The following is a 26,742-nucleotide window of genomic DNA, read 5'->3' on the forward strand; positions in this document are numbered from 1 at the left end:
CAGAGCCATTGCGCGTTACACGGCCGATGAGTAGCGTGACCTTCCCTGCGTAGCGCCGGAAGTTGCCGTGAAGCCCTGCCCCAGTCTTGAGTTGAAGGTGTTCGTGCCGGCGCGCGACTACGCGCTGTCGCGGCGTTTCTACCGCGAGTTGGGTTTCGCGGTCGAGGAGCTCGGTGACGGACTCGCCTGCTGTCGCCATGGCGAACGCTGTGCGTTTCTGTTGCAGGATTTCTACGCGGAAGGGTTGGCGCACAATCTGATGCTGCACTTGCTTGTGGAAGAGGCCGATGCCTGGTGGCAGCGATGCGAGGCGGCCGATCTCGCCGGTCGCTACCGCGCCCAGTTGGGCATCGTCGAAGACCGGCCCTGGGGCATGCGCGATTTCACCCTGCACGATCCTTCCGGGGTGTTGTGGCGGATTGGCCACACTCTTTCCGGTTGAATCTGTCTTGCCATGGTGCGCCGCGCGGCGGACCATGCGCTGTCGCGTGGATTCCCGCTTGCGCAAGCTAAGCACTAGGTGAAGCGCATGGTGTGAATCGTCGACGTTGTGACGTCAATTGATTGCGCGGACCCTGCCGAAGACGGCAAGCTTGCCGCATGTCCGAACCGCTCCGCTCCATTCATGTCGTGGCCGCCGTCATCACCGATGCGCGCGGTCGTATTCTATTGAGCCGACGTACCGGTGGCAGCGATCTGGCCGGGCTGTGGGAATTCCCCGGCGGCAAGCGCGAGCCGGGCGAAACCTCCGAGCAGGCGCTGGTGCGCGAACTGTACGAGGAACTGGGCATCGACGCGGTGGTCGGCGCGTGGTTGATGGAGGTGCCGCAGCGCTATCCGGATAAACGGCTGCGTCTGGAAGTGCGTCAAGTGCAGTCGTGGAAGGGAACCCCGCGTGGCCGTGAAGGCCAGCCATTGATGTGGGTGACGCCGGACAAGCTGGGCCGTTACGCGATGCCGCCGGCCGATCAGCCGGTGGTGGCGATGCTGCGCCAGCCCGACCGTTATCTGGTGACGCCGGAGCCGGACGATCCCGCGCTGTGGCTGGCCGCGCTGGAGCGCGCATTGGGTAGCGGCGTGCGCTGCGTACAACTACGCGCGCGCGGTCTGCCGGACGTGCATTGGTGGCCGCTGGCGCGGGCCGCTGCTGCGCTGTGTGCCACGCATGGCGCGCAAGTCTTGGTCAACCGCGATCTGGCATTGGCGCAGGAACTGGGTGTCGGCGTACACCTGGGCGCGGAACAATTGGCGCAGTACCAGGCGCGTCCACTGCCGTCCGCGCAGGTCGTGGCGGCGTCCTGCCACACGGTGGAGGAGTTGCAGGCGGCGCAGCGGCTCGGGTGCGATTTCGCGGTAGTCGGACCGCTGGCGGCCACCGCCAGTCATCCCGATGCCACGCCATTGGGTTGGGAGGCGTTCGAGCGGCTGCGTGAGCAGGTCGCCCTGCCGCTGTATCCGATTGGCGGGTTGTTGCCTTCACAGGTGACCGAGGCGCGGCGTCACGGCGGGCAGGGCATCGCCGCGATCCGTGGACTGTGGCCGTTGACTGCCGACGTGGCTTGAGCGTCGGCGACAGAGTGCGCGCCGCACGCAGGCCGTCCGCTATCCGACGTCGCGCGACACGATCTCCTTGCCGCTGACGGCCAATGCAAAGTACCGCGTAGGCTCCGGGCACTGATCCACTGGCAAGCGTGTCGCTGTCGTAGATCCAGCATGGTGGTGATTGGCTGCGTGATCGGTGCAGGCTTGCCGTCTGCGTGTGGGTTCCGCCGCCTGCCCTTTAGCGATTGTTTCAGAGATGACGCCATCGTATCCAGGCGGTCGGGATGCGTTGCGTGGCAACGCATCCCCGTCTGCCGTCATCTTCGATACGGGTTCGCTCAGTCGTGCGCCGGCTCCAGTGCCAGCCGCGCCAGGATGCTGGTGGTCGGTTTGGCTAGATTGAGCGTGTAGAAATGCAGCGCTGGCGCGCCGCCGGCGATCAGGCGTTCGCACAGCGTGGCGACCACATCCGCGCCGAACTCGCGGATCGACTCGACATCGTCGCCGTAGGCCTGCATGCGCTTGCCGATCCAGCGTGGGATCTCCGCGCCGCACTGTTCGGAGAAACGTCGCAATTGGCTGAAGTTGGAAATCGGCATGATCCCCGGCACGATCGGAATCTGCACGCCGAGTTTGCGCACCGCATCGACGAAGTGGAAATACGCGTCGACGTTGTAGAAATACTGGGTGATCGCGGCATCGGCGCCGGCATCGACCTTGCACTTGAAGTGATGCAGATCGCTGAGCGCATCGGTGGCCTGCGGATGCGTCTCCGGATAGGCGCCGACTTCCAGGCGGAAAGTATCGCCATATTCGGCCCGGATGAAGGCGATCAAGTCCGCGGCATAGCGCAGGTCGCCGGGATGGCCCATGCCCGAGGGCAGGTCGCCGCGCAGCGCCACCAGGCGGCGACAGCCGATGGCGCGGTACAGCTTGAGCAGTTCGCGGATTTCCTCGCGGCTACCGCCCACGCAGGACAGATGCGGTGCGGCCTCGAAGCCATGCTGTTGTTTGAGATGGCGCACCGTCTCGGAGGTGTAGCTCAGGGTCGAGCCGCCGGCGCCGAAGGTGCACGACACGTATTCGGGCGCGTAAGACTTCAGCCGCGCGGCGGTGCGGTCCAACTGCACGCGTTGCTCGTCGGTCTTGGGCGGATAGAACTCGAAGCTGATGGCAGTCATGGGCGTGACGCGGTGGGTGATGCGAGAGATTATATCTCTTCATCCGGATGAATGTTCAGTGACGTCACTGGGTGTCATGGGGCGCGCTGCCGACCATGCTTGTATCTGCGCTGACGCGATGCTGGACGATGGAGGACGCTTTGCTAAAGTCGCCAGCCTCATTTCCACTCTCCGCGGAGCCATGCGATGCCCCACGCCGCCTTCTATCGAATCGGAACGCCTGGCGTGCCTTGGGGCGCTGCGGAGCGGGCGGCCTGGCTGGCCGAACAGCATCCCCGGCGCTGCTATGAGATCGAGGTGGTCGACGCCATCGAAGAGCTGCGTGGGCCGTGGGAGGTGATGGAATACGGCGTGCTGAGCTACGCACAGTCACGCTATCGGCTCCTGGCGCTGCGTAGTTGCGATTGGGATGCCGCGTTGCCGTGCATGTTGGTCACCGGCGGTGTGCATGGCTACGAAACCAGTGGTGTGCACGGTGCGCTGCAGTTCGCCTCGCAGGAAGCGACCACGTATCGTGGCCGCGCCAATGTGCTGGTGGTGCCGTGCGTAAGCCCCTGGGCCTACGAACGCATTCATCGCTGGAACGCCGATGCGCTCGATCCCAATCGCTGTTTCCGCAACGATAGTCCGGCGCAGGAGTCGGCTGCGCTGCTGCGGCTGATCGCGCCATTGCGTGCACAGGTGGCGATGCATATCGATCTGCACGAGACCACCGATAGCGATGAGTCCGAGTTCCGTCCGGCATTGGCCGCGCGCGATGGTGTCGCCTATGTGCCGGGCAGCATTCCGGATGGGTTCTATCTGGTCGGCGATAGCGAAAACCCGCAACTGGCATTCCAGCAGGCAGTGCTCGCGGCGGTGGCGCAGGTGACCCACATCGCCCAGGCAGACCCGGCGGGTGAACTCATCGGGACGCCGATTGCCGCGCCCGGCGTCATCCATTACCCGGTGAAGCAGTTGGGCCTGTGTGCCGGTATCACCGATGCGCGCTACACCACCACCACCGAAGTGTATCCGGACAACGCCAACGCCACGCCGGCGCAATGCAATGCGGCGCAAGCGGTGGCGGTGCGTGCGGCGATCGACTATGCGTTGGCGCATTCTTGAGTGTGGCTAAAAAAACGTCGCCAGTCGCTGTTGGATGGGCGCCCAAGCGCAGTGCGGACATATCCGCGCTCTGCGCTGCCTCGGGTTACCGCGTGTCGGTGTGCGGCTGCGGCCTGACGCGCTAGGCTTACGTGTATCCCGGTTCGCATCTTCGCTATGTCCATCGTTCTCACTGCTTTTGCCCGCCCGCGTCTGTTTCCGCGCGATCGTCGCCGCAACGCGATCCAGGACTGCACGCCCGAGCAGTTCGAGCGCCACCTCAACGACACGGTGCCGTTACAGGTGCTGGATGGTTATGCACCGTTTTGCAAAATCCACGTGCATCGCAACTGGACCTCGACCCGCTGCCTGACCGTGCCGATCACCGATGCCAACCGCACGCTGCTGTGTTCTGGCTATGAAGCACGCAGTCGCGAGGAACTTCCCGTGCTGGTGCGCTGGTTCGAGGGCGTCGAGCCGCCGGTTGCCGATTATCTGCTACCGATTCTTTACAGCCGCGATCAACTCGCGCACGAAGGCACGCCGATCGAAGCGGACTGGGGCGTGGTTGGCTGCCTGTATACCGCACAGCCGCAGGAAATTCCGATGGCGCCGATCACCATGCTGCGTAACGCGCTGGGCGTGGAAGAGGGCGGCTCCGGCGTGCCGCTTGACCGTGCCGCCTACCGGCGTAGCGTGGAATTTTGGCAACATCACGCGAACTGGCGTCCGACGCCGTAACCATTATGAATATGAAAGTGCGACGAACGTGGCGGAGAGTTGGCCATGCCCGCTTTGCGGCTGTGCGCACGAGATGCGATATCGGTGTGATATTCGCGCAGACCTATTCTCCGGGGCATGCAAATGTGTAGTGCGCGAAGAGGTGTTGCTGGGCGATAAGTGGAGCGGATTCAGTTCATATACATTGGCTCATCACGAGCAGGACATCGTCTGCTTGTCGTGCACTTCCATGAAGGCAGATGAGACGCTCACTGCATTGTTGATGTGTTTCGTACTGACGAGCAGTGTCGCCACAGCGGTTGGCGCACAATAGGGATGCAATTATCATAAATCTGCGGGGTTCCAATTAAAATCGCTGATGCAAGCGACGGCCAACCCCGCTCCGGGGCGTCGCGTTGCAAATGTCAGCGCCGCCGCGTGGGATGTATCCGGTGGCACGCATGTGCATGCTTCGCTTGGCAAGCATGTGTATATCTACTTTCACGCTTGAGAGGTGATTAACATGGTCACACGTTCGAGCGCTCGTTATTTCCCTAAAGCCATGCTGTGTACTGTGTTCGCACTGACGGCAGATGCCTCCACATCGGCTAGCGCACAAGCTGTCAATGCTTCCGGATCGGTGGACTGTCGGGCGTCGGCGCAGCCCTGGTCGCTTCGCGTTCGGCGCAACCGTCGGCACATGTCGCCCTTGCATGGGGAATCAGCCCATGCAGGTTGTCGCTCATCGTGTCACCGATATAGTCCAGTTCGTTGACTGTCTTGCCTTTGCGACGCAGTCGCGCATCCGTATTACCGGTGGAACTGTGCGTCTCGCTGCTGCGCGATTGCCCGGGTGAATCGTCGCCGCCTACGTCATTGCCACCCTTACCAGGAAGCTCTTGTGCCTTGTAAAGGTCTGGATCAATATCCCATGCGCGCTGAAATGTTGGCTCGCTAGCCAGCTGCGTCCATCGACAGATCGCCGAACCAGTGGTGCAGTAGGTTCTACTGCACCTGCTCCATCAATTGCCGTTACGAACGAATGCGCTAGAGCACTTGCAGCAGCAGCGCCCGCAGCCATTTCCCGGGTGCAATGCCCGGGGGCCTTGGTGTGACAGCCATCCATGCTGGCCAATAGATCCGCTAACCGGACCGACGCTTTCACGTATCCAATGGTCTGTTCATCTGTCCTGCTCAGCCTGTCGCTGATAACGCTTTTCAGTGACTCGTTCAGGCCCGATATCTGCGTTTCATCGACACGTACAGATTCTTTGAATGAGATGAATGTCTCTTTCACAAGGACGCATCGCTGGGCGATAGCGTGTTCCTTGCGTTCAAGTTTTCCGCTACGCGGACGATAGTGGCTGAACCAGAGCAGATTCGGTTCGCACGTATTCGCTCATCACGAACGGAACGTCGTTTGTTTGTCGTGCCCTGACATCACGGCAGATGAGGCGTTCACCGTGTCGTCGATGTGTTCGGTATGCAGGTTGGGCCGATCAGAAGGATGCAACGCGCTTGCGTTCCCATTTCAGTGGAGGGTCTTTTTGCGCGATAGCGTCCGTCTGTGTTCCAGGTTGCAACGACTGTGCTTCACCAATTTCAGGAAATCACTATGTTCCGCATTCCATTGGATTCCCACACCCTCGCCGAGGCGGCGACGTCACCCGACGGATGTGATGCACGGGTCTGTGCGTGTTTTTCTGCGGTGGTCTGGCTGTGATGATGACTGATCGCCGTCGCCACGATGTTCTGTCCTCCACGTCTGGCAGCAATATCGACCTGTCCGGATTTGAAGCGCAACTTCGCTCGCACGAGCTCAAGCGTGCGAGCGATATGTCCGCAGCCCAGGTCAATGCCATCATCGCGATGAGCAGTCGCAGCAGTTACGCACTGCAGACGGTATCCAGCGTGCGCCATGCCGCTGGCATCGTGCGCGAGGTCGCCGCTGTTTCACCGCAAGACAGTGACGTCATCGAGTCCTCTGGTCGAACCCGCGCATCGATGGCGGAGCAGGCGCTGCAATGTCAGCGTGCAGCGGCCTTGTTCAAGTGGTCGGCGCAACAGCTTGCCGCTGGCGTGGGCGAGCCGGGCCATGCGTCGCTGGAGATGGTGTCGTGAATGCACAGTTCAGATTACTGGCGGCGATGCTGCTGAGTGGTACGGTGCCTGCGTGGGCCGCCAGCGGCACCGCTAACGTGTCGGTCACTTCGAACTACGTTTCGCGTGGATTCGAGCAAAGTTGGGGCAAGCCGGTATTACAGGGTGGGCTGGACGTCGTCGCTGACAGCGGTTGGTATGCAGGCATCTGGGCCTCGGGAGTGAGCCCGTATTTCATCGAAGGTGGCCACATCGAGTGGGATGTGTACGCCGGTTATGCAGCCAATCTTGGCGATTGGGGCTGGCGTTCAGGCATCTACCATTACGCGTATCCGGGCGCGCTGATTACCGTCAGTGGTACCCACTACGACTATGGCGATGTGGTCGTCGCCGCACACTGGCGCACCATCGAGCTGTCCTATGCCAGTACATGGACGCGCGATTATGTAGGCTACAACAGCGCCTCGTTGGGGCTCGGTGGAGGGCAGCACTCGCGTGGGTCGGGTTATCTGGCGTTGGATGCCAGCTATGAAGTGGTGCCGTCCTGGCAGGCGAGTGTCCATGCTGGACGCCAGCACATCCGTAATTTTGCCGATTACAGTTGGACCGATGCGCGTGTAGGCCTGAGCCACATATGGCACGGCACCGAGTTTAGCTTGGCCTATGCGCGTGCCTGGAACAGCGCGGGCGTATATCGGCATTACAGCACGGGTGTGCCGGATGGAAGCGGCCGGATCCATGTCTCCAATCCGATCGACGGTGCCTGGACATTCACCATCAAGCGTAACTTCACGCTGTAGCGCTGTGCCCTGTCGCATCGGTTTGCGCGTAGGCCCGATGTCGTTGTGCTGATTGTCGTCTCGTGCGCAGCGTGCCAATGCGCGTTACATCTGCGCAACATCTGCGCCAAATACAGCATGCGTGCTGCACGCGTTCGAATATGTGTCCAGTCCAAAGTGCCCGTAAGCAGATAATTCGGGTGTGGTAGTTTCCGCCTGTCGAGATTGGACAGGAGCAGAACCCATGTCGTTGCAAGTGATCGGCGCCGGTTTGGGCAGGACCGGGACGCTGTCGTTGAAGTTCGCGCTTGAGCATCTTGGATTCGGTCCTTGTTACCACGCGACCGAAGTTGCCGCGACCATGCGCAAGGCGCTGCCGCTGTGGAATGCGGCGGAGCGAGGTGCTGCGGACTGGTCGGCGATCTTTGCTGGATACCGCTCGACGACCGATCATCCCGGCTGCTACTACTGGCGTGAGTTAATCGAGGTCTATCCCGATGCGAAGGTCATCCTGACCGTGCGCGATCCGGAGAGCTGGTTCGAATCCGTCACCCAGACCATTCTGGTGCCAGGTAAAAAGAGCACCTTTTTGGGTCCTGAAGGAGAGGAGTTCAGCAGGTTCTTGAAGCAACACTTTGCCGGTCGTAGCCAAGACCGCGTATTCATGACCGATTATTTCAAGCGGTGGAACCAGCAGATCATCGAAACCGTGCCGGCAGACCGCCTGCTGGTGTTCTCTTCCCAGCAAGGATGGGCGCCATTGTGTGCGTTCCTTGGTGTGCCGGTCCCAACGCATGCGTATCCGCACTTGCATGCGCGGCAGCGCTTGCGCTGGTTCACGCGCGGCCTGCGCCTTCCTGAGGATGTGTCTGCGCGCGAGCAGCACGTGCGAGATTATCTGGACTACCTGCGCAAGGATTTATTTTCATGAATATAAATGAAATTATTTATTTTGATGAATATTCCTGAATAGAAGGGTGGTTAGGATGATTGTGTGATTCTAATCGAAAATCCATCATTGACGTGAATGTGATGTCAAAAAAGAGATTGATATGGCGGCGACGGATTGCTAGCCTGAAATTGGTTGATCGTTCCTCTTCAACCAATAATATAAAAATTTCCGAAAGGTGAATGTGATGAAAATCAAGAATGCAATTTCTATTGTCTTTCGCAAGATTCTCAACGTGTTCGGGCCGCGAAAGGTTGCCTATATCTATACGCAGTAACCGAATGCGCACGGAAGGTGCGCTTATGAAGGCCAGTCTTGGCAGGCTGGCAGAGTCGGTTGAAGCATCGGAATTTTGTCAGCTCTGGCGGGATTCCTATGTGTTTCAAGCTGATTGTGTTGCCTGCCAAGATATAGTTTGCGATAGATTCTTCTTGCGTTGGCGCCGGTAAATTTTATTTATTTAACATCACGCATGAGTGCGTGCTTGACGGCGAAGTGAAATGCCGCATGATGCGCGTTATTCGCTAGAAAATTGCCAAAAGGATGCCGAGTGAGCATGCCTTCAAAGCAAAGGGAATATCCCAATCGGTTCTTCGACTCCACGGTATGGAACGATTTCTCCTTTCGTTCGGATGACATCGTTATCGCCAGCTACGCGAAGGCGGGAACGACCTGGGTCCAGCAAATCGTCGCTCAGTTGATCTTCGGTGGCGACGCGCAAGTCGAAGTATCCAAGATCTCTCCCTGGTTCGATTCGGTCTATCCGGATAAGGCGACGAAACAGCGTCTATTTGCCGAGCAAACCCATCGTCGCTTCATCAAGACCCATCTTCCCGCCGATGCGCTGGTGTTGTCGGAGAAGGCGCGTTATCTCTACGTTGCTCGCGATGGCCGTGACATCGTCTGGAGCCTGTACGATCACCAGCGTGCGGTCAGCGCCGATGCGCAGGCACGACTGGATGCGCAGTCTCACAGTGACGGCAAGTTGAAGGTGATGCCGCCGCCTGCATGCCCGGTCGATGCGTATTTCCAAACGTGGTTGCACGAGGATGGCGCGCCGCTCTGGCCTTTCTGGGAGGGGGTGCGCTCTTGGTGGGCACTGCGCGATCACCACAATGTCCTGCTGGTGCATTACGCCCAATTATTGCAAGACCTGCCGACGCAGGTGCGGCGTATCGCCGCGTTTCTGGACATCCCGCTGGACGCTTCGCGCTGCGAGCGCGTGGTGGAGCATTGCAGCCTCGCTTACATGCGTGAGCATGCGGCGCGCTATGTGCCGCAGGGGGCTGGTTTCTGGCGCGACGATGGGCGTGCGTTTTTCAACCGTGGTTGCAATGGACGCTGGCGGGAGGTGCTGACAGAGGCTGTCAGTACTGCCTATCTGCAGCGTGCCGCGACGGAGCTCGGCACCGAGTGTGCACAGTGGCTAGCCACAGGCAAACGCCTCGATGGCGCTCGGGCGGACGTTGGCATGGTGGCTTAGCGTGGCTAACAACGCCTCGCCGGTCGCTCTCGAGTGGGCGCTTGCAGCGCGCAGGAGTCGCAGTGAGGCAGTGCATGAGGATTCCGCTCTGCCCGTGGCCTTGCGGCGGCGATGTCGTTGTCTTGTTGGTTAATCTTAGGCGTAGCGCATCCTGAATTTCTTATAAAGTCCACGGTATGCACGCCATGTCAGAGAAAACATACGACCGCATTGCGCATTACTACGACGGCCTGCGCGATGGGTTGGGGGCCTCGGCCAATACGTCGCAATGCGTGCAAGCGCTGTCTGCATTGGTAAGGACTGGAACGGCGCTGGAATTGGGTATCGGTACCGGCCGCATCGCTTTGCCGCTTGCGGCCAGCGGCGCAACGGTGTGCGGGATCGACAATTCCCAGGGCATGTTGGACAGGCTGCGTGCCAAGCCTGGAGCCGAGCGTGTGCGCTTGGTGTGTGACAATTTCGTCGATGTCCCGGTGGCCGGGCTGTTTGACCTGATCTATTCGGTATTTTCGTTCGGTTATCTGCTGGAGCAAAGCGAACAGGTACGCTGCTTTGCCGCAGTGCGCGAGCGTTTGTCTGCCGCGGGCGTGTTCGTGATTCAGACCTTGGTGCCGCCGGCGGACATGCTTCAAGTTGGCGGCAAGGTCTCCTCGGCGTTGGAGGTGCCGCCCTTGGATGAGTCGGGGGAGACGCCGGTGGTGCTGGTGTGTTCCAGCGCCGATCCGGTACGGCAACTGGTGCAGCAACGGATCGTGTTGATGACAGAGTCCGGCACGCGCATCTTCAATGATCGTTATCGCTATGTGTGGCCGTCGGAACTGGATTTGATGGCGCGTCTGGCGGGTCTGGAGCTGCGGGAGCGCTGGTCGGATTGGACGCAACAGCCCATCGGTGCGCGGGCGCGCTCGCAGATTTCGATCTATCGTCGGGCCGGATCGGCGTAACGACACCGGCAAGTGCTGGCCGGCGTGCGCGATGCGAGGCGGTGGATCCTGGACAGTGGGTGTCCAACAGGTGCACCTAAAGCCTGTGTGACATGGCGATGCGCCTGACAAGCACACAGGTCCATGGCCAAAACGGATCGGGCGCCCTGCGGCGCCCGATCTGCAATGACACTGGTGTGTCCGATGCTTAGTAGCGGTAATGCTCCGGCTTGTACGGGCCATCGATCGATACGCCCAGATACGCGGCCTGGTCTTCGGTCAGCCTGGTCAGCTTCACGCCGATCTTTTCCAGATGCAGTCGCGCCACTTCTTCGTCGAGTTTCTTCGGCAGCCGGTACACCTGCTTTTCGTAGCTGCCCTTGTTGTGCCACAGATCGATCTGCGCCAGGGTCTGGTTGGCGAAGCTGTTGGACATCACGAAGCTGGGATGGCCGGTGGCGCAGCCCAGATTCACCAGGCGGCCTTCGGCCAGCAGGAAGATCGCCTTGCCGTTGGGCAGCACGAATTTGTCCACCTGCGGCTTGATGTTGATCTTCTGCACGCCCGGCAGCGTGTACAGCGCATCGACCTGGATTTCGTTGTCGAAGTGCCCGATGTTGCAGATGATGGCTTGGTCCTTCATCTGCGTCATGTGCTCGATGCGGATGATGTCCTTGTTGCCGGTGGTGGTGACGTAGATGTCGGCGCGGCCGAGGGTGTCTTCGATGGTGGCGACCTCGAAGCCTTCCATCGCCGCCTGCAATGCGCAGATCGGGTCGATCTCGGTGACGACGACGCGTGCGCCATAGGCGCGCAGGCTGTGCGCCGAGCCCTTGCCGACGTCGCCGTAGCCGCAGACCACTGCGACCTTGCCGGCCAGCATCACATCCATTGCGCGCTTGAGGCCATCGGCCAGCGATTCGCGGCAGCCGTAGAGGTTGTCGAACTTGCTCTTGGTCACCGAGTCGTTGACGTTGATTGCTGGCACCAGCAGGGTGCCGGCCTCGGCGAGCTGGTACAGGCGATGCACGCCGGTGGTGGTTTCTTCGGACACGCCTTTCCAATCCTTGACCACGCGGGTCCAGTAGCCGGGGCGTTCCACCGCCACGCGCTTGAGCAGGTGCTTGATCACCTGTTCCTCGTGCGAGGACGCCGGTTCGTCCACCCACTTGGAGCCGTTCTCCAGTTCATAGCCCTTGTGGATCAGCAGGGTCACGTCACCGCCGTCGTCCACCACCAGTTCCGGACCGGTCTGGGTGCCGTCGGGCAGGGTGAAGGTCAGCGCGTCGAGGGTGCAATCCCAATATTCCTCCAGTGTTTCGCCTTTCCAGGCGAAGACCGGGGTGCCGCTGGCGGCAATCGCCGCGGCGGCGTGGTCCTGCGTGGAGAAGATGTTGCACGAGGCCCAGCGCAGGTCAGCGCCGATATCCTTCAGTGTCTCGATCAGCACCGCCGTCTGGATGGTCATGTGCAGCGAGCCGGTGATGCGCACGCCGGCCAGCGGCTTGGCCGCTGCGTACTGGCGGCGGATCGACATCAGCCCGGGCATCTCGTGCTCGGCGATGTCCAGTTCCTTGCGGCCCCAGTCGGCGAGGGTGATGTCGGCGACCTTGTAGTCGCCTGTGGCAGAGAGGCTCTTGCGTACAGCGTTCATCGATAATGCTCCGGTCAATGGCGAGAAAACTCGCGAAGTCCGGGCGCCGTTGTCGCTCATGCCGTCCGCCGAGCCTGGCCGGGTCTGCACACGGGAGTTCCGGTCTAGACACGGTCGCAGCGCCCCTCGGCAGAGGGGAATGAAGTATAGCGGCTGCTGGGTGCGGGACTTGAATGGGCCGCTTGAGCGGCGATGCCGCGCATGCCGATCCCGCCATCGGCCGCGCATGGCGGCGACTGTCGCGCCGGTGACGGCGTCGCAGGCATTGCCACATGCCGATGCAATTGTTCGCTTTGCAACCGTTATGCTCGCTGACAGGGCGTGTAATCGTTTTCGGTTAGGCTTGCCACGCCCCCACGCCGAGCCATGCGTTTTCCGATGAACGAGTCCCGCAGCAACATCGTCTTCGCCACGCCCGATCTTCCCCTACGCGACGACGTGCGCCACCTTGGCGCCCTGGTCGGCGAATTGCTCGCTGAACAGGTGTCCGGCGACTTCCTCGACGAGGTCGAACGCATCCGCACTGCGGCGATTGCGCGCCGCGAACGTGACGCGCCCGCGTCCTTGCTCAGCGAATCCCTCTCCGGGCGCACACCGCGTGAGGCCGAAGCGCTGGTACGGGCCTTCAGTACCTATTTTCAGGTCGTCAACATCGCCGAACGGGTACACCGCATCCGCCGCCGCCGCGACTATCAACGCAGCAGCGTCGATACGCCGCAGCCCGATGGCCTGCAAGACGCCCTGCTTCGGCTCAAGGCGCAAGGCGTGAGCTTGCAGGAACTGGGCGATTGGCTGCCGCGTCTGGATGTGGAGCCGGTGTTCACCGCGCATCCGACCGAAGCCGTCCGCCGTGCGCTGTTGGAGAAAGAGCAGTTGATGGTGGCCAGCCTGGTCGATCACCTCGACGGCATGCGCACGCCGGGCGAACGTGCCACCGATGCTGCGCGTTTGCGCATGGCGCTGACCTCCGCGTGGCAAACCGCGGACTCCTCGCCGGTGCGGCCGACCGTGGAAGACGAACGCGAGCATGTCGGTTTCTACCTGACCCAGGTGCTGTACCGGGTGATTCCGGTGATGTATGAAACCCTGGAGCACGCAATCGAGCAGACCTATGGCGAGGCCTTGCAACTGCCGCGTCTGCTGCGCTTCGGTACCTGGGTCGGCGGCGACATGGACGGCAACCCCAACGTCGACGCGACCACCATCACCGCCACCCTCGATGCGCAGCGCCGCGCGGTGCTGGAGCGCTACCTCAAAGAACTTCGGCAACTTGCCAGCCTGCTCAGTCAGTCGATCATCCTGGTCGGGGTCAGCGCGCCATTGCTGGAGCAACTCGAACGTTACCGCCAACTGCTGCCGCAGGCCGCCGCCCGTTCGCGCCCACGTCATGCGGACATGCCCTATCGCTTGCTCAACGACTTGATGCGGGCACGGCTGCGCGCCACGCTCGACGATGCGCCGGGCGGCTACGCCGCGCCCAGCGAACTGGAACACGACCTGCAGTTGATCCTGGACAGCCTGCGCGCGAACAAGGGCCTGCACGCGGGTTGGTTCGCGGTGCGACGCTTACTGTGGCGTGTGCGCAGTTTCGGCTTCCACTTGGCGCGCCTTGACGTGCGTCAGGAATCCAGCGTGCATGCGCGTGCGGTGGCCGCCGCGTTGGGAATGCAGGAGTGGGAGGCGTTGCCGGCCGCCGAACGTGCGCGCCTGCTCGGTCCCTACGCGGGGGGCGAGGCCGCGTTGCCGGCCTGCGCCGATGCCGGCAACGCGCGCTTGGACGCGGTGTTTGCCGCGCTCGCCGATGCGCGTGCGCGTCACGGTGCCGACGCGCTGGGCAGCTACATCATCTCGATGGCGCACGACCGCGCCGACGTGCTGACCGTGCTGGCGCTGGCGCGTCGTGGCGGTCTGGTCGACGCGGCAGGCGCGGTGCCGCTGGATATCGTGCCGTTGTTCGAAACTGTGGACGATCTGCGCGGCGGCACCGCGACCTTGCGCGACCTGCTCGCCGATCCGGTCTACCGCCGTCACCTGGATGCGCGCGGCGACGTGCAGATGGTGATGCTCGGATACTCCGACAGTGGCAAGGACGGCGGCATCGCCGCCTCGCGCTGGGGCCTGCAGCGCGCGCAGATGGAATTGTTGGAGGCCGCCGCCGAACTGGGGATCCGCCTGACGTTCTTCCATGGTCGTGGTGGCTCGATCGTGCGCGGTGGCGGCAAGACCACGCGGGCGCTGGAGGCGGCGCCGCCCGGTAGTGTCGATGGACGACTGCGGGTGACCGAGCAGGGCGAAGTGATCCACCGCAAATATGGCATCCGTGCGCTGGCGCTGCGTTCGCTGGAACAGATGACGGGCGCGGTGCTGCTGTCGAGCCTGCGCCCGCGCCCGGTCGATGCGCGCGAAGCGCAGTGGCGTCCGGTGATGGAGACGGTGGCCGAGCACAGCAGCCAGGCTTACCGCCACTTTGTCGGCGACCCCGAGTTCATGCGCTATTTCCGTTTGGCGACGCCGATCGACGTGATCGAACGGATGACCCTGGGGTCGCGTCCATCGCGGCGGCTCGGTCAGGATGCGGCGCTGTCCAATCTGCGCGCGATCCCGTGGGTGTTCGCCTGGAGCCAGGCGCGCGCGGTGATCCCGGGCTGGTATGGCGTCGGCAGCGGGCTGCAGGCCGCAGTGGAGGCTGGGCACGAAGCCGCACTGCGCGCGATGGCCGTCGACTGGCCGTTTTTCCGCACCTTTCTCGATGACATCGCGATGGTCCTGTCCAAGGGCGACCTCAACATCGCCGACATGTTCTCGCGCTTGGCCGGGCCGCTGCACGCGCGCTTCTTTCCGCGCATCCGCGACGAATTGGCGTTGACCAAACATTGGGTGAAAGCATTGACCGGGCAGGCGTCGCTGTTGCAACACGACCCGCGCCTGGCACTATCGATCCGCCTGCGCAATCCCTACATCGATCCGATCAGCGTGCTGCAGGTGGACTTGCTGCAACGTTGGCGTGCCACCGACGGCGAGGACGAGGAGCTGCTGCGCGCCCTGGTGGCGTGTGTCAACGGCGTTGCCCAGGGCTTGCAGAACACCGGCTGAGCTTCGCGCGCGGGCGTGTCGCGTCGCCGCGCGGGCGGCCGCTCGCTGCTCCACGACGTCGCTGTCATCGGCAGGTTGTCCGTACCCAACGACTGTGCGAGGCAGGGTGATGCATGGCGCGGTTTCCGTCTACATTTATAGACTTATGTGCGATTTTAAGCGAAATTAGTGCATAAAACTGCATTTTTAACGGAATTATAGCGTTGTCACGAAGACGTAGTGCTTCCAGCGAAGAATGCGCGCCGCCGTTACCAAGGTCGCGGTGCCTCTTCCTTCCATGCTCGGTCTGCGGACGACTTCCGCTGGTCTGGCCTATGTCCGGTATTCTTCATGTCCCACTCGATTCATCTCCAAAAACGCCTGTCTGTGGCGATCGCCGCCGTGTTGATTGGCGTCGCGCCGATGGCATTGGCGCAGGCGCAGGACGCGCAGCAGACGCAGGCCGCTGCCCCCAATGCCAGTGCAACGACCCTGGACAAGATGACCGTCGCGGTGACCCGCTATAACGCCGCAGACATGCAGATGGCGGCGACCAACACCGCCAACGTGCTCTCGGCCGAAGACCTCAAGTACACCGCCGTCCACAACATTGCCGAGGCGCTGGGCCTGTTGCCGGGCGTCAACGTGGTCAATACCGGGCAGTCGTATTTCGGCGGCGTGGACGGCGCCGCGCGCGGCGAGGGCATGTTCGCCTCGGTGCGTGGCCTCAATGCCGAGTACAACGTCAACCTGATCAACGGCGTCAACGTCGCCCAGGGCATGCCGTATAGCCGCAGCGTGCAGTTGAGCCTGCTGCCGCCGTCGGGTTTGCAGACCATCGTGTTGAACAAGACCTCCACCGCCGCGATGGACGGCGATGCGATCGGTGGCACCATCGATTACCGCACTCCCAGCGGCTTCGACTACAGCGACGCGATCGGCGGCAGCGTCACCGCCACCGGGCGCGTGGAAAGCCGTGCGCGCGACTACGACGAGAGCGGTCTGGGCAAGGGCGCGGCTGGCGAATTCCATGCCAAGTTCGGTGCCGATCACCAGTTCGGCGTGTATGCCAGCGCCTACTACGACGAGCGCCATTACGTGAACAGCGAAGTGGCCAACGCCGCCGCTGCGCGTGGCGACTGGAGAGGCAAGTATTTCTCCCGCACCACCGCCGATGGCAGTCCGGCGCCGGGTTACAACCCGCAAGACCTGCTGATGGCCACGGGTGCCAACATCGGCTACTCCGCTGGCGATACCAAGCGCTATGGTGGCAACGTCTCCTTCGACTGGCATGTCGATCCGAGCTTGCAGCTATATGCACGCACCACCTATGCCTACGCCAAGACCGAGCAGAACACCGGCTACACCCAGATGGTTCCGGCCAACGTCAGCCTGACCCAGATCGGCTCCACTGGCGTGTACCAGCCGCAGATCAACCGCGTGGCGGTGCGCTACTGGTACGAAACCAACCCGGAAGTGGCGGACCTGGCTACCTTCCAGTTCGGCGCCGACAAGCAGTTGGGGCAATGGACGCTGTCGCCGAATCTGTTCTACGGCTACGGCGATAACGATCGTCCGGACCACGTCGAAATCTCCGCGCGTGTGGACCAGTACACCTCCACGCAGTTCCCTTACGGCGCCAATAGCTTTTCCGGCTATGACGGCGAAGGCTTCCCACGGCCGCTGCTGACCCCGGCGATCCAGGCCCAGGCCAGCGACATCGGCAGCTTGTACGCGCGCCGTTACGGTCAGTTGAGCAAGTCCTACAGCGGTCAGCACAAGGGTGGGGCCAAGTTCGACGTGCGCTACGACGTCGATGGCGGTGCGTTGAACAATATCCAGTTCGGCGTCAAGTACATCGATAGTTCGCGCGAATTCACCTCGCGCGACTGGACCAACGCCAAGTTCACCGATGGCACGTTGCTGCGCGATACCGGGCTGGTGGTCGGTCAATACGATGCGGTGTATCCGGGCAAGTACGACCTGCCGACAGTCAAGCTCAGCAACGCCGGATTGAAGGCGATGATCGCTCAGCACCTGACCCCGGCCAGCTTCGACACCTGCGGCAGCCTGGCGATCAACAACCAGAACTGCGCGACCATGCGCGGCACCGAAGCGGTGGCCGCGGCGTATGCGATGGCCACGTTCAAGACCGGCGACCTGGAAGTGATTCCGGGCGTGCGTTTCGAGCAGACCCGCATCCGCAACACCTTCTGGACCATGCCGCAGGACAGTCAAGGTAACGAGTTGCCTGGCTTCTTCAGCAACAACCGCACCACCTACAACATGCCGTTGCCCAGCGTGTTCTTGAACTACCGTCCGGGTGACGGCAATGCGGTGTATCGCGCCTCGGTGTGGACCAGCTACACGCGGCCGGCGTTCGTGCAGCTCGGCGGCGGCGCGAGCTACGATGTGTCCAGCGACGGCACCACGGTTATCACCGAGGGCAATCCCGATCTCAAGCCGATCAAGGCGGTCAATGTCGATCTGTCCGGCGAGTGGGACAACGGCCATGGCGGTCACGCGATGTTGGCCGGTTACTACAAGCACCTGACCGACTACATCTACGAGAACGGTTCGAACGCGGCCAATGCAGGCACCACCACTGACGCTGCAGGGGTGCGCTACGTGCGTCCGCAGAACGGTGGCGACGGCAAGGTGCTCGGTGTCGAGGCAGCGGTGCGGCAGACGTTGCAAGGCCTGCCGGCACCGCTGGACGGTTTCGGCATCGGTGCCAACGTCACCCGTCAGACCACCCGCGTCGATCTGGGCATGGACGGCTTCCGCGACGAGCGGATCCAGAACGCGCCGAACCTGATGGCCAACGCCGAACTGTTCTACGAGAAGGGTCCGCTGTCGGTGAACTTGGCGTACCACTACTCCGGCGAGTACGTGTCGGTGTACGACTACTTCAACCGTGGCGCGAGTTGGGACGATCTGTGGGTCAAGCCGATCACCCGCGTCGACCTGCATGTGGGCTACATGGTCAACGAACACCTGCGCGCCGACCTGTCGGTGGCTAACCTGACCAATCGCTTGAGCTACTGGGCGCACGTGGGGCACAACAGCACCGCGATCTCCGACATCGTCGATGCCGGACGCACCACGTTGCTAACTGTGAAGTACACGTTCTGAGCAGGCGGCTCGCGGACGCAGGACAGCATCGCCTCCAGCGCGGCCCAAGGTCGCGCTGGGGAGGGTGGCGTTGCTGCGTCGTGTGACGGCTGATGGTGGCGTGCGTGCCGAGTTCGGTGCGCACGTTCACCGCACCGATGCGGACGTTGCGCTTGGACCGATTGCAACGGCTCGGATCGCATCATCATGATCGACTGCCGCCCACCGCGCAGGTGCGATGGTGGCTGCAGCGATTAGTTCGTTATCGCGGCAGGATCGCGTTGCGACCGGATCACCGCTGGCGGTCGCGTTGGCTTGTCGTGAGCGGCTCTTTTTTTCTTTTTGGAAATGACGATGAACACAAGCATGCGCTGGATGGTGTGGAGCGTCTTGATTGCGGCGGCGTTGGCCGCGCAGGCGCGACCTGCAGCGAAGGTGGCGCCTGCGCCTAAGTTGCAGGTGGAGCAGGTGTGGATGCTGTTTCGCCACGGCGTGCGCGCACCACTGCCGGGCGAGGCGGCCGCCGCCGCGTTGGCGCCGCAGCCATGGCCGGTGTGGACGACACCGCCGAGTCTGCTCAGTGCGCATGGGCGTGCGGCAGTGAAACTCAGCGGCGACTACACCCGGCAATGGTTATTGCGCGATGCTGTCCTGCCCGCACATGGCTGCCCGGCGCAGTCTGCGGTCAGCGTCTACGCCAATACCGATCAACGCACGATTGCCAGCGCGCAGATTCTGGCCGAGGCGTTGGCACCAGGGTGCAAGTTGCAGGTGGGGCACCAAGCCGAGGGTAGTGACGATCCGCTGTTCCGTCCGGTCGAGGCCGGTGCGGTGGACTTCGACGCCGCCGCCGCCGTGGCGTCGATCCAGCGCCAGACCGGTGGTCCGGGTGCGCTGTTGGCACCGTATGCGAAAGAGCTGCAAACCATGCAGCAGATTCTCGGCTGCACGCAGGCGTGCGACTTTGCCCACATGCCGTCGTCGCTGACGCCGGGTCGCAACGGACGCAGCCTTGCCTTGCACGGACCGTTGGACCTGACCTCGGGCACCGCCGAGGTGTTCATCCTGCAATACACCGAGGGCTTGCCGCTGGATCAGGTCGGCTGGGGCCGCGCCACGCTTGAGCGTCTGGGCATGGTGTCGCGGTTGCACGCGTTGTTGTTCGAGATCTATGCGCGTCCGCAGTACATGGCCGCGCGCGCTGGCGCACCCCTGGCGCGCCGCGTACTGGACACGCTGGGTGTGGCTGACGCGCCACGGGTGAGCGTGCTGGTCGCCAGCGATACGCATATCGCCGCGCTCAGCGGCTTGCTCGATCTGCATTTCCATCTGCCCGGCTATGGTCGCGACGATGCGCCGCCAGGCGGAGCCTTGGTGTTGGAGCAACTGCGCGACCTGCGCAGCGGTCAGCATTACGTGCGTGTGCGTTACCAGGCGCAGTCGCTGGACCAACTGCGTGCATTGACTCCGCTGAGCTTGCGCGCACCGCCGTTGTTGCAGACCTTGCAGGTGCCCGGTTGCAGTGATCCCGCGACTGGCCTGTGCCCATTGCCGCAGTTCCAGGCGCTGTTGAAGCAAGCGCTACAGCGCCGCGGTTGAGCCGAGGCGAGCGCAGGCGCCGCCACACGCTTCATCTGTCCGACGCGTTTGGGTTACCGAATGCAGGAAATAAAAAACGGGCCGCATTGCGGCCCGTTCTTCGTGCAGACGTGGAGTCGCCGACTTACTTCAGCTTGGCGTCCGCCCGCAGCGCCTCGGCGCGGTCGGTCTTCTCCCACGAGAACGCCGTGGCATGGTGCTGGGCGCCGGTGCCGTCGGTGTAGCTGAAGGCCTTCGGGGTGCGGCCGAAATGGCCGTAGGAAGCGGTCTGCTGATACATCGGGTGGATCAGGTCGAGCATCTTGATGATGCCGAATGGACGCAGATCGAAGTGCTTGCGGATCAACTTCTCGATCTTGTCGTCGGCGATCTTGCCGGTGCCGAAGGTGGTGACCGAGATCGACGTCGGCTCGGCCACGCCGATGGCGTAGGACACCTGGACTTCGCAGCGGTCGGCCAGGCCAGCGGCCACGACGTTCTTGGCCACGTAGCGCGCGGCATAGGCCGCCGAGCGGTCGACCTTGGACGGATCCTTGCCCGAGAACGCACCGCCGCCGTGGCGCGCCCAGCCGCCGTAGGTGTCGACGATGATCTTGCGTCCGGTCAGGCCGCAGTCGCCCACCGGCCCGCCGATCACGAACTTGCCGGTCGGGTTGATGTGGAACTTGGTGTCCTTGTGCAGCCACTTGGCCGGCAGCACTGGCTTGAGGATTTCCTCGCGCACGGCTTCGATCAGGTGTTTCTGCTTGATCTCCGGATCGTGCTGGGTGGACAGCACCACCGCGTCGATCGCCGCCGCCACGCCGTTTTCATAGCGCAGGGTCACCTGGCTCTTGGCGTCCGGGCGCAGCCACGCCAGCGGCGAATTCTTCTTCTTGCGCACCTTGGCCTGTTGCTCGACCAGACGATGGGAGAGGTGAATGGCGGCCGGCATGAAGCTCTCGGTCTCGCGGGTGGCGTAGCCGAACATCAGGCCCTGGTCGCCGGCGCCTTGTTCTTCCGGCTTCTTGCGATCCACGCCCTGGTTGATGTCCGGTGACTGCTTGCCGATCAGGTTGAGCACGCCGCAGGTCTCGCCGTCGAAGCCGACCTGCGAGCTGTTGTAGCCGATATCCAGGATCACCTTGCGCGTGACCGCTTCCAGATCGATCCAGGCGCTGGTGGTGATCTCGCCGGCGACGATGGCCACGCCGGTCTTGACCAACGTTTCGCAAGCCACGCGCGCGCGCTTGTCCTGGGTCAGGATCGCGTCGAGCACGGCATCGGAGATCTGGTCGGCGATCTTGTCCGGGTGGCCTTCGGAGACCGACTCGGAGGTGAAGAGATAGCTGGACATCGCGGCTATATCCTTGCATTCGGATGAAAAGATGGAGATTCATGATACACCTGCGTGCGCAATCGTGCATTGCGTCGCGCTCGATGTTGTGCGGGGTTAACCGTTCGTGGGGCGCGTGGGGGCGTCATCGTGCCGTAGCCGGATTGCAAGAACGTTGTCGTTGTCGGCGTCCAAGCTATGCGTCAGTCAGCAATGGGGACGTGCTGTGCTCCGATTGGAACGCAGTGTTCAGAAATGCTTCTCCCGTCTTGGCTGCGGCCGGACGCAGCCGCAGAGGCGATTCCAGCGCACATCCGCCGCAAGTGGCGCGCCCTGCCGAGAGCGTCCCCGTGGTGAAGCAGGAGGGGTCGCATGAATGCGATCAGTCGCCTGTCACCACGGCGCGCGGTGTTCGTCTCCGACGTGCATCTCGGCGCGCCGCACTGCCATGCCAGCGAACTTGCCGATTTTCTCGGCGGCCTGCGTTGCAATCAGGTGTATCTGGTTGGCGATATCGTCGATTTTTGGTGGATGGCGCAGCGGCGTGCGGTCTGGGGCGCGGGCCATCAGCGCGTGGTGGATGCGCTGCATGCGCTGGCGCGCAGTGGCACCGAATTGATCTACGTGCCCGGCAATCACGACCGTCCGATCCGTCGCTTCTGCGGTTTGGCGCTGCCGACCATGCAGGTCCGCCGACGTGCGGTGCATGCGACCGCCGACGGACGCAGGCTATTGGTGGTGCATGGCGACGATTACGATGCCATGACCCAGTTCGGTGGTTTGCAGGAAAAGTTCGGCGATTGGCTGTACTACCGCATTCTCACCGGCAACCAATTGACTAACCGCGTGCGCCGTCGCTTCGGCATGCGCTACTGGTCGTTGGCCGATTATCTGAAGCGGCAGAGCAGTGCCGCCGAGCGCTATATCGAGCGCTTTGTCAGCGCGGGCCTGGACGATGCGCGCCGCCGTGGCCTGGATGGGGTGATCTGTGGTCATGTGCATCGCGCCGGTTTGTTCGAGCGCGATGGGCTGGTGTACGCCAACGATGGCGACTGGGTCGAGAGCCTCACCGCGCTCAGCGAAGACCATCAGGGCCGTTTGCAATTGCTCTCGCATACCGGGGAGGTGCTGCAGACCCTGCCGCCGCGCGCGCTGTCGCTATCGCAGGCGGCCTAGCGCGAAGTCGGTTGTCGCTGATGTCGGTTCGCGCTCGCCGTCGTGCTGCCGTGCGCGGTGGGACGCGCACATGCGGTGTTCCCGGCGGGTGTTGTTCAAGCCGCTGTTGTTCAAGCCGCGCTGGATAGCGTTGGCGATATGCCGGCGATTAACGCATCGAAATAATCGGCGGTCAGCGCCAATTGCGCTTGCACGCTTTCTGCACGGTTGACCACGGCGCGGAAGGCGGCGTTCTCCGGCCGGTCCTTGGCGTACCAGCCCAGATGCTTGCGCGCGATGCGCACGCCTTGCGCTTCACCGTAGAACGCGTACAGCGCGTGCAAATGATCGAGCAACGTGTCGCGCACGAATGCCAGCGATGGCGTTGGACGCATTTCGCCATGGGCCAGGTAATGTGCGATCTCGCCGAAGATCCACGGGCGGCCTTGCGCGGCACGGCCGATCATCACCGCATCGGCGCCGGTCGCCGCCAGCACCTGCGCGGCTTTGTGCGGTGAATCGATGTCGCCGTTGGCGATCACCGGAATGCGCAGCATCGCCTTGATCTGCGCGATCGTCGCGTACTCGGCCTGGCCGCTGTAGTGCTGATCGCGGGTACGCCCGTGTACGGCCAGTGCGGCGATGCCGCAGTCTTCGGCAATTCGGGCGATGCTCGGTCCGTTGCGGTGGTCGCTGTCCCAGCCGGTGCGGATCTTCAACGTCACCGGTACGGGCGATGCTTTCACCACCGCGTCGAGAATGCGTGCCACCAGTGCTTCGTCGCGCATCAGCGCCGAGCCGGCCCAGGCGTTGCACACTTTCTTCGCCGGGCAGCCCATGTTGATGTCGATCAGTTGCGCGCCATGGTCGGCGTTGTAGCGCGCCGCGTCCGCCAATTGCTGCGGTTGCGTGCCGGCGATCTGCACGCTGATCGGGTCCGGTTCGTCAGCGTGGTCCATGCGTTGCAGCGATTTGCGGGTCTGCCAGAAACGCGGGTCGGAGAGGGTCATCTCCGACACCGCCAGACCGGCCCCCAGGCGTTTGCACAATAGCCGGAACGGCTTGTCGGTGACTCCGGCCATCGGCGCCAGGATCACCTTGGGGTCGATGGTGTAGGGGCCGATGCGCATGCGCCTAGTGTAGCGGGGCGGCCACGCAGATGCCCTTGTGGCCGCGCCAGCGCTGACTCCCGAGCAGGCTGGCGCGCGGCCTGCCCTTACTGGGAGGAAAGGCGGATGTTGTCCAGGTACAGCGATGCCGGCGCCGCCGCCTTGGCGCGGAACTCGACGCGGTTACTGCCGGCGTTCAATGTCACAGGTTGTTGCAGCGTGGCCCAGTCGCTGGCCGAGGTGGTCTGCGCGAATGCCGGCGTGCCGACGTTGACGCCGTTGATGTACAGGTCCACGGTGCCGATGCTTGCGCCGGCGGTCGAATACCGCGTTTGCAATTGATACGTACCGGCGCTGGGGACGTTGACGTTGGTGCGGATGCTGGCAGCGGGATTACTGCCGAAGTCGACATAGCCCAGCGCCTGGTAGTTGCGTATCGGTCCCGACACCCCGTAGGCGACCAGATTGCGGATGTTGCGGAAATCGAAGTTCTCCGCCTCGTATTGCTGCACGCCGGTGTAGGCGGGCGGCGCATCCGGTGGCTGCAAGGGGGTGATCGCCGGCGCTGTCTGGCCCGCGTTGGCGCTGCCGGTGCATTGCACGGTGATATCCAGGGGGCCGTTGTGTGCCACGTTTAGTGTCAGTCCGTTGGCTGTCGCGGTGCTGGTGACGATGCTGGCCTGGTGATCGCCGCGATCAGCAAAGGTGAAGGTTGGCGTGGTGATGGCGCCTTCGATATCGATCGTGTCCGTTTTCAACGCGCCGTTGGGGGAGTCGAAGTTGGTGAGGTAGATCGACAGCGTCTGCGGGAATTCCTTGATCACGCCGCTGGTATAGGGGCCATAGGTCAGGTTGAGCGTGGCGCAGCTGTTGTATTTCAGTGGGATGGTGCCGCTCGCGCTCTGGTTGGTCTTGAACGGGTTGTAGGTGATCCAGGTGTTGTCTTGCCGCCCGGCGTAGAGGGTGCCGGTGTATTCCTGCGGGAACAGCGTGTTGAGTTCGTTGAGCTTGTCGTTGAGAGTCGGCCACCGTGTTGCGTAGGTGGTTTTGGGGATCTGTACTTTGAACGATTTGGCGGTGTCGTCGGTCAATTGCCAGACAGTGGGAATGGCCGGATAGCGTCCGGTTTTCTTGTACCAACTGTGTTGGTTCAAATAGGTGCCATCGTCATCGAGCAGGTACAGCCCGGTGAACAGCGACTCGGGCGAGGAATACAGGTTCCTGTCGTCGCCGTTGGTGGTGTCGTTGACGATCACGACTTTGGAGCGGTCGATCACTTCCTGACGGCTGAGGATGCGCAGCGTGCCGTCGAGGATCTTGCGATAGATGTCCAGATGGATATTTCGGTAATGCGGATAGAATTCCCAGCGTCGGCTGGTGTAGCCGTCGGCGGTGGTCGCATTCGGCAGGTTATGCACCGCATCCAATCTGATTTGCTCGGGACCATCGAACACGGTCTCGCCGGTGAATGTCAGGTGTTCGATCAGGTGCGGTGAACCGGCCTGCACGGGATAGTTGTCGCTGTCGTCGCCTTTGCTGTCGTACCAGCCGCTGCGATCAGGCCGAATGCCATAATGGCCGGCGAAGCCTGATAGGAACATGCCCAGGCTCACGCTCTCGATATCGTGATAACCGTAATCGGTGGTGAATTTTTCTTCGATGATGAAGTTCTGCGAGTAGTTGCTCAACGCATTGCGCAGGGTCTGGTCGCGCTTGACCATGGCCAGCGGATTGATGTTCGCACCCCAGAATCCACCGGTGAAGCTCACCGCCAGATAGCCGCCGTATTTATTGGTGAGCTTGAGCAGGTTCGCCCAGTGCTCCCAGCGTTGGATGGCCGAGCCGGAACATGGTTGATCGAATCCCCAGAATTGCTCGGCATAGTTGAAGCCGATGAAATTCGGATAATCGCGGAAGAACTCGCCGTAGATGGTGGATTCCAGGTCCGCATCCGCTGGATAGTCGGGGAAATGGCTGAAGCCACCGCTGGATGGCTGGATCATCGCCCACACGCCATTGGCCGCGGCGGTTTTGATCCAGGAACGCGCGGTCTCGATGCCGTTCTCCACCTGTAGCCAGTTGCATTGGTTGCCGGTGGCACCTTTATGGTAGATGGACAGGGAAATCAGCAGCACGGTGTACGGGCGCACATCGGCGGGGATCAGGTCGATGATTTTCTGCGGGTCGGCGGCGTTCCATGTATCGGCATGGATCAGGAACATCGGCTGGCTTGGCGAGAGCGGCCGGCGCAGTGCAGTGCTGTTATTGGTCTGGCTGGTGACCTGGCGCGGCACGGTTGCCGCAGCCGGTGTGCGTGTAGTCGTCGACCACACGGTGGGCGTTGCCGCCGTTGTTTGCTGTGGGGTATCGGCGGTGCTATGTGTGTTTTCATCGCCGCCGCATGCGCTCAACAGCATGCTCAGTAATACGCACGGCAGCGCGCATTTATGCAACTCTCGTGGCATCTTCATCGGTGGTGTCCGTCTGCGGAGAGAAAGGTGGCCTAGCCAATACACCCAAAGCGGTCGCATTCTGTGACGCGACGGGGCATTTGCGCAGCGCGCTAATAGCCTAGCAAGCAAGCGCGGCTGCAACTGGGAACGTTGACACGTTGTACACCTGTGCTTACTCAGATGACCACAAAAAGTGCCGCATGTCGGCTGATCGCAGGATGGTGCTGACGGCGTTGTCGCCTTGCAGTTCGCCAGATGTATGACGAACACATGACGTGCAAGCGTGGCGGTGACTGTTGTCGGGTCATGCGTGGATGTGTCGAGGCAATCGGTCAACGTCCCACGCCTGCCGGAGCCCGCGTTCGATACAGCGGTCTGTCGCATCCCCATTGCGCCGTTACGTGATTTCGCCGCTTCGCGCTATCCACAGCACGCGTTGTATCGCTCCTTCGGGACATGCTTCCGAAAGGCGTTCCATCGGCATTGCTCGTTCAAGCCACTGTCGTGT

18 protein-coding genes, 1 pseudogene and 1 riboswitch are annotated in these 26,742 nt (G+C 62.4%); of the genes and pseudogenes, 13 read left to right on the forward strand and 6 right to left on the reverse strand.

Features of this window, described 5'->3' with window-relative positions; translation table 11 throughout:
• The first annotated feature begins 67 nt into the window (after positions 1–67).
• Together XANALMUS060_RS05140 and XANALMUS060_RS05145 are read left to right on the forward strand one after the other, a co-directional pair.
• Entirely contained in the window at positions 68–442 is a 375-nt protein-coding gene (locus XANALMUS060_RS05140; RefSeq protein WP_045737462.1) for a VOC family protein, read from the forward strand.
• 158 nt (positions 443–600) lie between these two features.
• Positions 601–1,563, forward strand: coding sequence for a Nudix family hydrolase (locus tag XANALMUS060_RS05145; RefSeq protein WP_045737463.1), 963 nt, complete (start codon positions 601–603; stop codon positions 1,561–1,563).
• Between the two features lie 317 nt (positions 1,564–1,880).
• On the opposite strand, the gene metF is transcribed toward XANALMUS060_RS05145, so the two are convergent.
• The gene (gene metF, locus XANALMUS060_RS05150; protein ID WP_045737464.1) at positions 1,881–2,723 is read right to left on the reverse strand and encodes a methylenetetrahydrofolate reductase [NAD(P)H]; all 843 of its coding nucleotides are present in this window, start codon (positions 2,721–2,723) and stop codon (positions 1,881–1,883) included.
• Positions 2,724–2,909: 186 nt separating this feature from the next.
• On the opposite strand from metF, the gene XANALMUS060_RS05155 reads away from it, so the two are divergent.
• Both XANALMUS060_RS05155 and XANALMUS060_RS05160 read left to right on the forward strand, forming a co-directional pair.
• Complete coding sequence (locus XANALMUS060_RS05155; protein ID WP_045737465.1) at positions 2,910–3,830, forward strand: M14 family metallocarboxypeptidase; 921 nt, start codon at positions 2,910–2,912, stop codon at positions 3,828–3,830.
• A gap of 156 nt (positions 3,831–3,986) precedes the next feature.
• A complete protein-coding gene (locus XANALMUS060_RS05160; protein ID WP_045737466.1) occupies positions 3,987–4,550 on the forward strand; it encodes a DUF3228 family protein in 564 nt (187 codons plus the stop codon).
• A 621-nt stretch (positions 4,551–5,171) separates the two neighbouring features.
• Here the strand turns inward: XANALMUS060_RS05160 and XANALMUS060_RS21820 are convergent.
• A pseudogene (locus XANALMUS060_RS21820) lies at positions 5,172–5,630 on the reverse strand (transposase); the annotation flags it as partial.
• A gap of 624 nt (positions 5,631–6,254) precedes the next feature.
• On the opposite strand from XANALMUS060_RS21820, the gene XANALMUS060_RS05165 reads away from it, so the two are divergent.
• The 5 genes from XANALMUS060_RS05165 (at position 6,255) to XANALMUS060_RS05185 (ending at position 10,784) form a co-directional block, all read left to right on the forward strand.
• Entirely contained in the window at positions 6,255–6,650 is a 396-nt protein-coding gene (locus XANALMUS060_RS05165; RefSeq protein ID WP_152640395.1) for a hypothetical protein, read from the forward strand.
• Positions 6,647–7,429: a TorF family putative porin gene (locus tag XANALMUS060_RS05170; protein WP_235430366.1), complete on the forward strand. Its 783-nt coding sequence runs from the start codon at positions 6,647–6,649 to the stop codon at positions 7,427–7,429. The genes XANALMUS060_RS05165 and XANALMUS060_RS05170 overlap by 4 nt, the downstream gene beginning before the upstream one ends.
• A 223-nt stretch (positions 7,430–7,652) precedes the next feature.
• Positions 7,653–8,339, forward strand: coding sequence for a sulfotransferase family protein (locus XANALMUS060_RS05175; RefSeq protein ID WP_045737468.1), 687 nt, complete (start codon positions 7,653–7,655; stop codon positions 8,337–8,339).
• Positions 8,340–8,907: 568 nt separating this feature from the next.
• Positions 8,908–9,840 (forward strand): sulfotransferase domain-containing protein, encoded by a 933-nt coding sequence (locus XANALMUS060_RS05180; protein WP_045737469.1) that lies wholly within the window; start codon positions 8,908–8,910, stop codon positions 9,838–9,840.
• A 176-nt stretch (positions 9,841–10,016) separates the two neighbouring features.
• Positions 10,017–10,784, forward strand: a complete 768-nt coding sequence (locus XANALMUS060_RS05185) for a class I SAM-dependent methyltransferase (protein ID WP_045737470.1) — start codon at positions 10,017–10,019, stop codon at positions 10,782–10,784.
• A gap of 187 nt (positions 10,785–10,971) precedes the next feature.
• On the opposite strand, the gene ahcY is transcribed toward XANALMUS060_RS05185, so the two are convergent.
• Complete coding sequence (gene ahcY / locus XANALMUS060_RS05190; protein WP_045737471.1) at positions 10,972–12,417, reverse strand: adenosylhomocysteinase; 1,446 nt, start codon at positions 12,415–12,417, stop codon at positions 10,972–10,974.
• Between the two features lie 34 nt (positions 12,418–12,451).
• Positions 12,452–12,551: riboswitch (S-adenosyl-L-homocysteine riboswitch) on the reverse strand.
• Between the two features lie 244 nt (positions 12,552–12,795).
• Here ahcY and ppc point away from each other — a divergent pair.
• From ppc to XANALMUS060_RS05205, 3 genes are all read left to right on the forward strand, one after another.
• On the forward strand, positions 12,796–15,510 hold the full coding sequence (gene ppc, locus XANALMUS060_RS05195) for a phosphoenolpyruvate carboxylase (RefSeq protein WP_045737585.1): 2,715 nt from the start codon (positions 12,796–12,798) through the stop codon (positions 15,508–15,510).
• Between the two features lie 330 nt (positions 15,511–15,840).
• The gene (locus XANALMUS060_RS05200; protein WP_200894009.1) at positions 15,841–18,624 is read left to right on the forward strand and encodes a TonB-dependent receptor; all 2,784 of its coding nucleotides are present in this window, start codon (positions 15,841–15,843) and stop codon (positions 18,622–18,624) included.
• A gap of 333 nt (positions 18,625–18,957) precedes the next feature.
• Positions 18,958–20,202: a histidine-type phosphatase gene (locus XANALMUS060_RS05205; protein WP_045737587.1), complete on the forward strand. Its 1,245-nt coding sequence runs from the start codon at positions 18,958–18,960 to the stop codon at positions 20,200–20,202.
• A 124-nt stretch (positions 20,203–20,326) separates the two neighbouring features.
• Here XANALMUS060_RS05205 and metK read toward each other — a convergent pair whose 3' ends face one another.
• Positions 20,327–21,538: a methionine adenosyltransferase gene (metK, locus tag XANALMUS060_RS05210; RefSeq protein WP_045737472.1), complete on the reverse strand. Its 1,212-nt coding sequence runs from the start codon at positions 21,536–21,538 to the stop codon at positions 20,327–20,329.
• Between the two features lie 351 nt (positions 21,539–21,889).
• Between metK and XANALMUS060_RS05215 the strand changes: the two genes are divergently transcribed.
• The gene (locus XANALMUS060_RS05215) at positions 21,890–22,693 is read left to right on the forward strand and encodes a UDP-2,3-diacylglucosamine diphosphatase (RefSeq protein WP_045737473.1); all 804 of its coding nucleotides are present in this window, start codon (positions 21,890–21,892) and stop codon (positions 22,691–22,693) included.
• Positions 22,694–22,803: 110 nt separating this feature from the next.
• Here the strand turns inward: XANALMUS060_RS05215 and dusB are convergent, their stop codons facing one another.
• Positions 22,804–23,802 (reverse strand): tRNA dihydrouridine synthase DusB, encoded by a 999-nt coding sequence (gene dusB / locus XANALMUS060_RS05220; protein ID WP_045737474.1) that lies wholly within the window; start codon positions 23,800–23,802, stop codon positions 22,804–22,806.
• 86 nt (positions 23,803–23,888) lie between these two features.
• Positions 23,889–26,252, reverse strand: coding sequence for a glycoside hydrolase family 98 domain-containing protein (locus XANALMUS060_RS05225; RefSeq protein ID WP_045737475.1), 2,364 nt, complete (start codon positions 26,250–26,252; stop codon positions 23,889–23,891).
• Positions 26,253–26,742 lie beyond the last annotated feature (490 nt).

The sequence above is a fragment of the Xanthomonas sp. MUS 060 genome (assembly GCF_000963215.1).
GTDB lineage: Bacteria > Pseudomonadota > Gammaproteobacteria > Xanthomonadales > Xanthomonadaceae > Xanthomonas_A.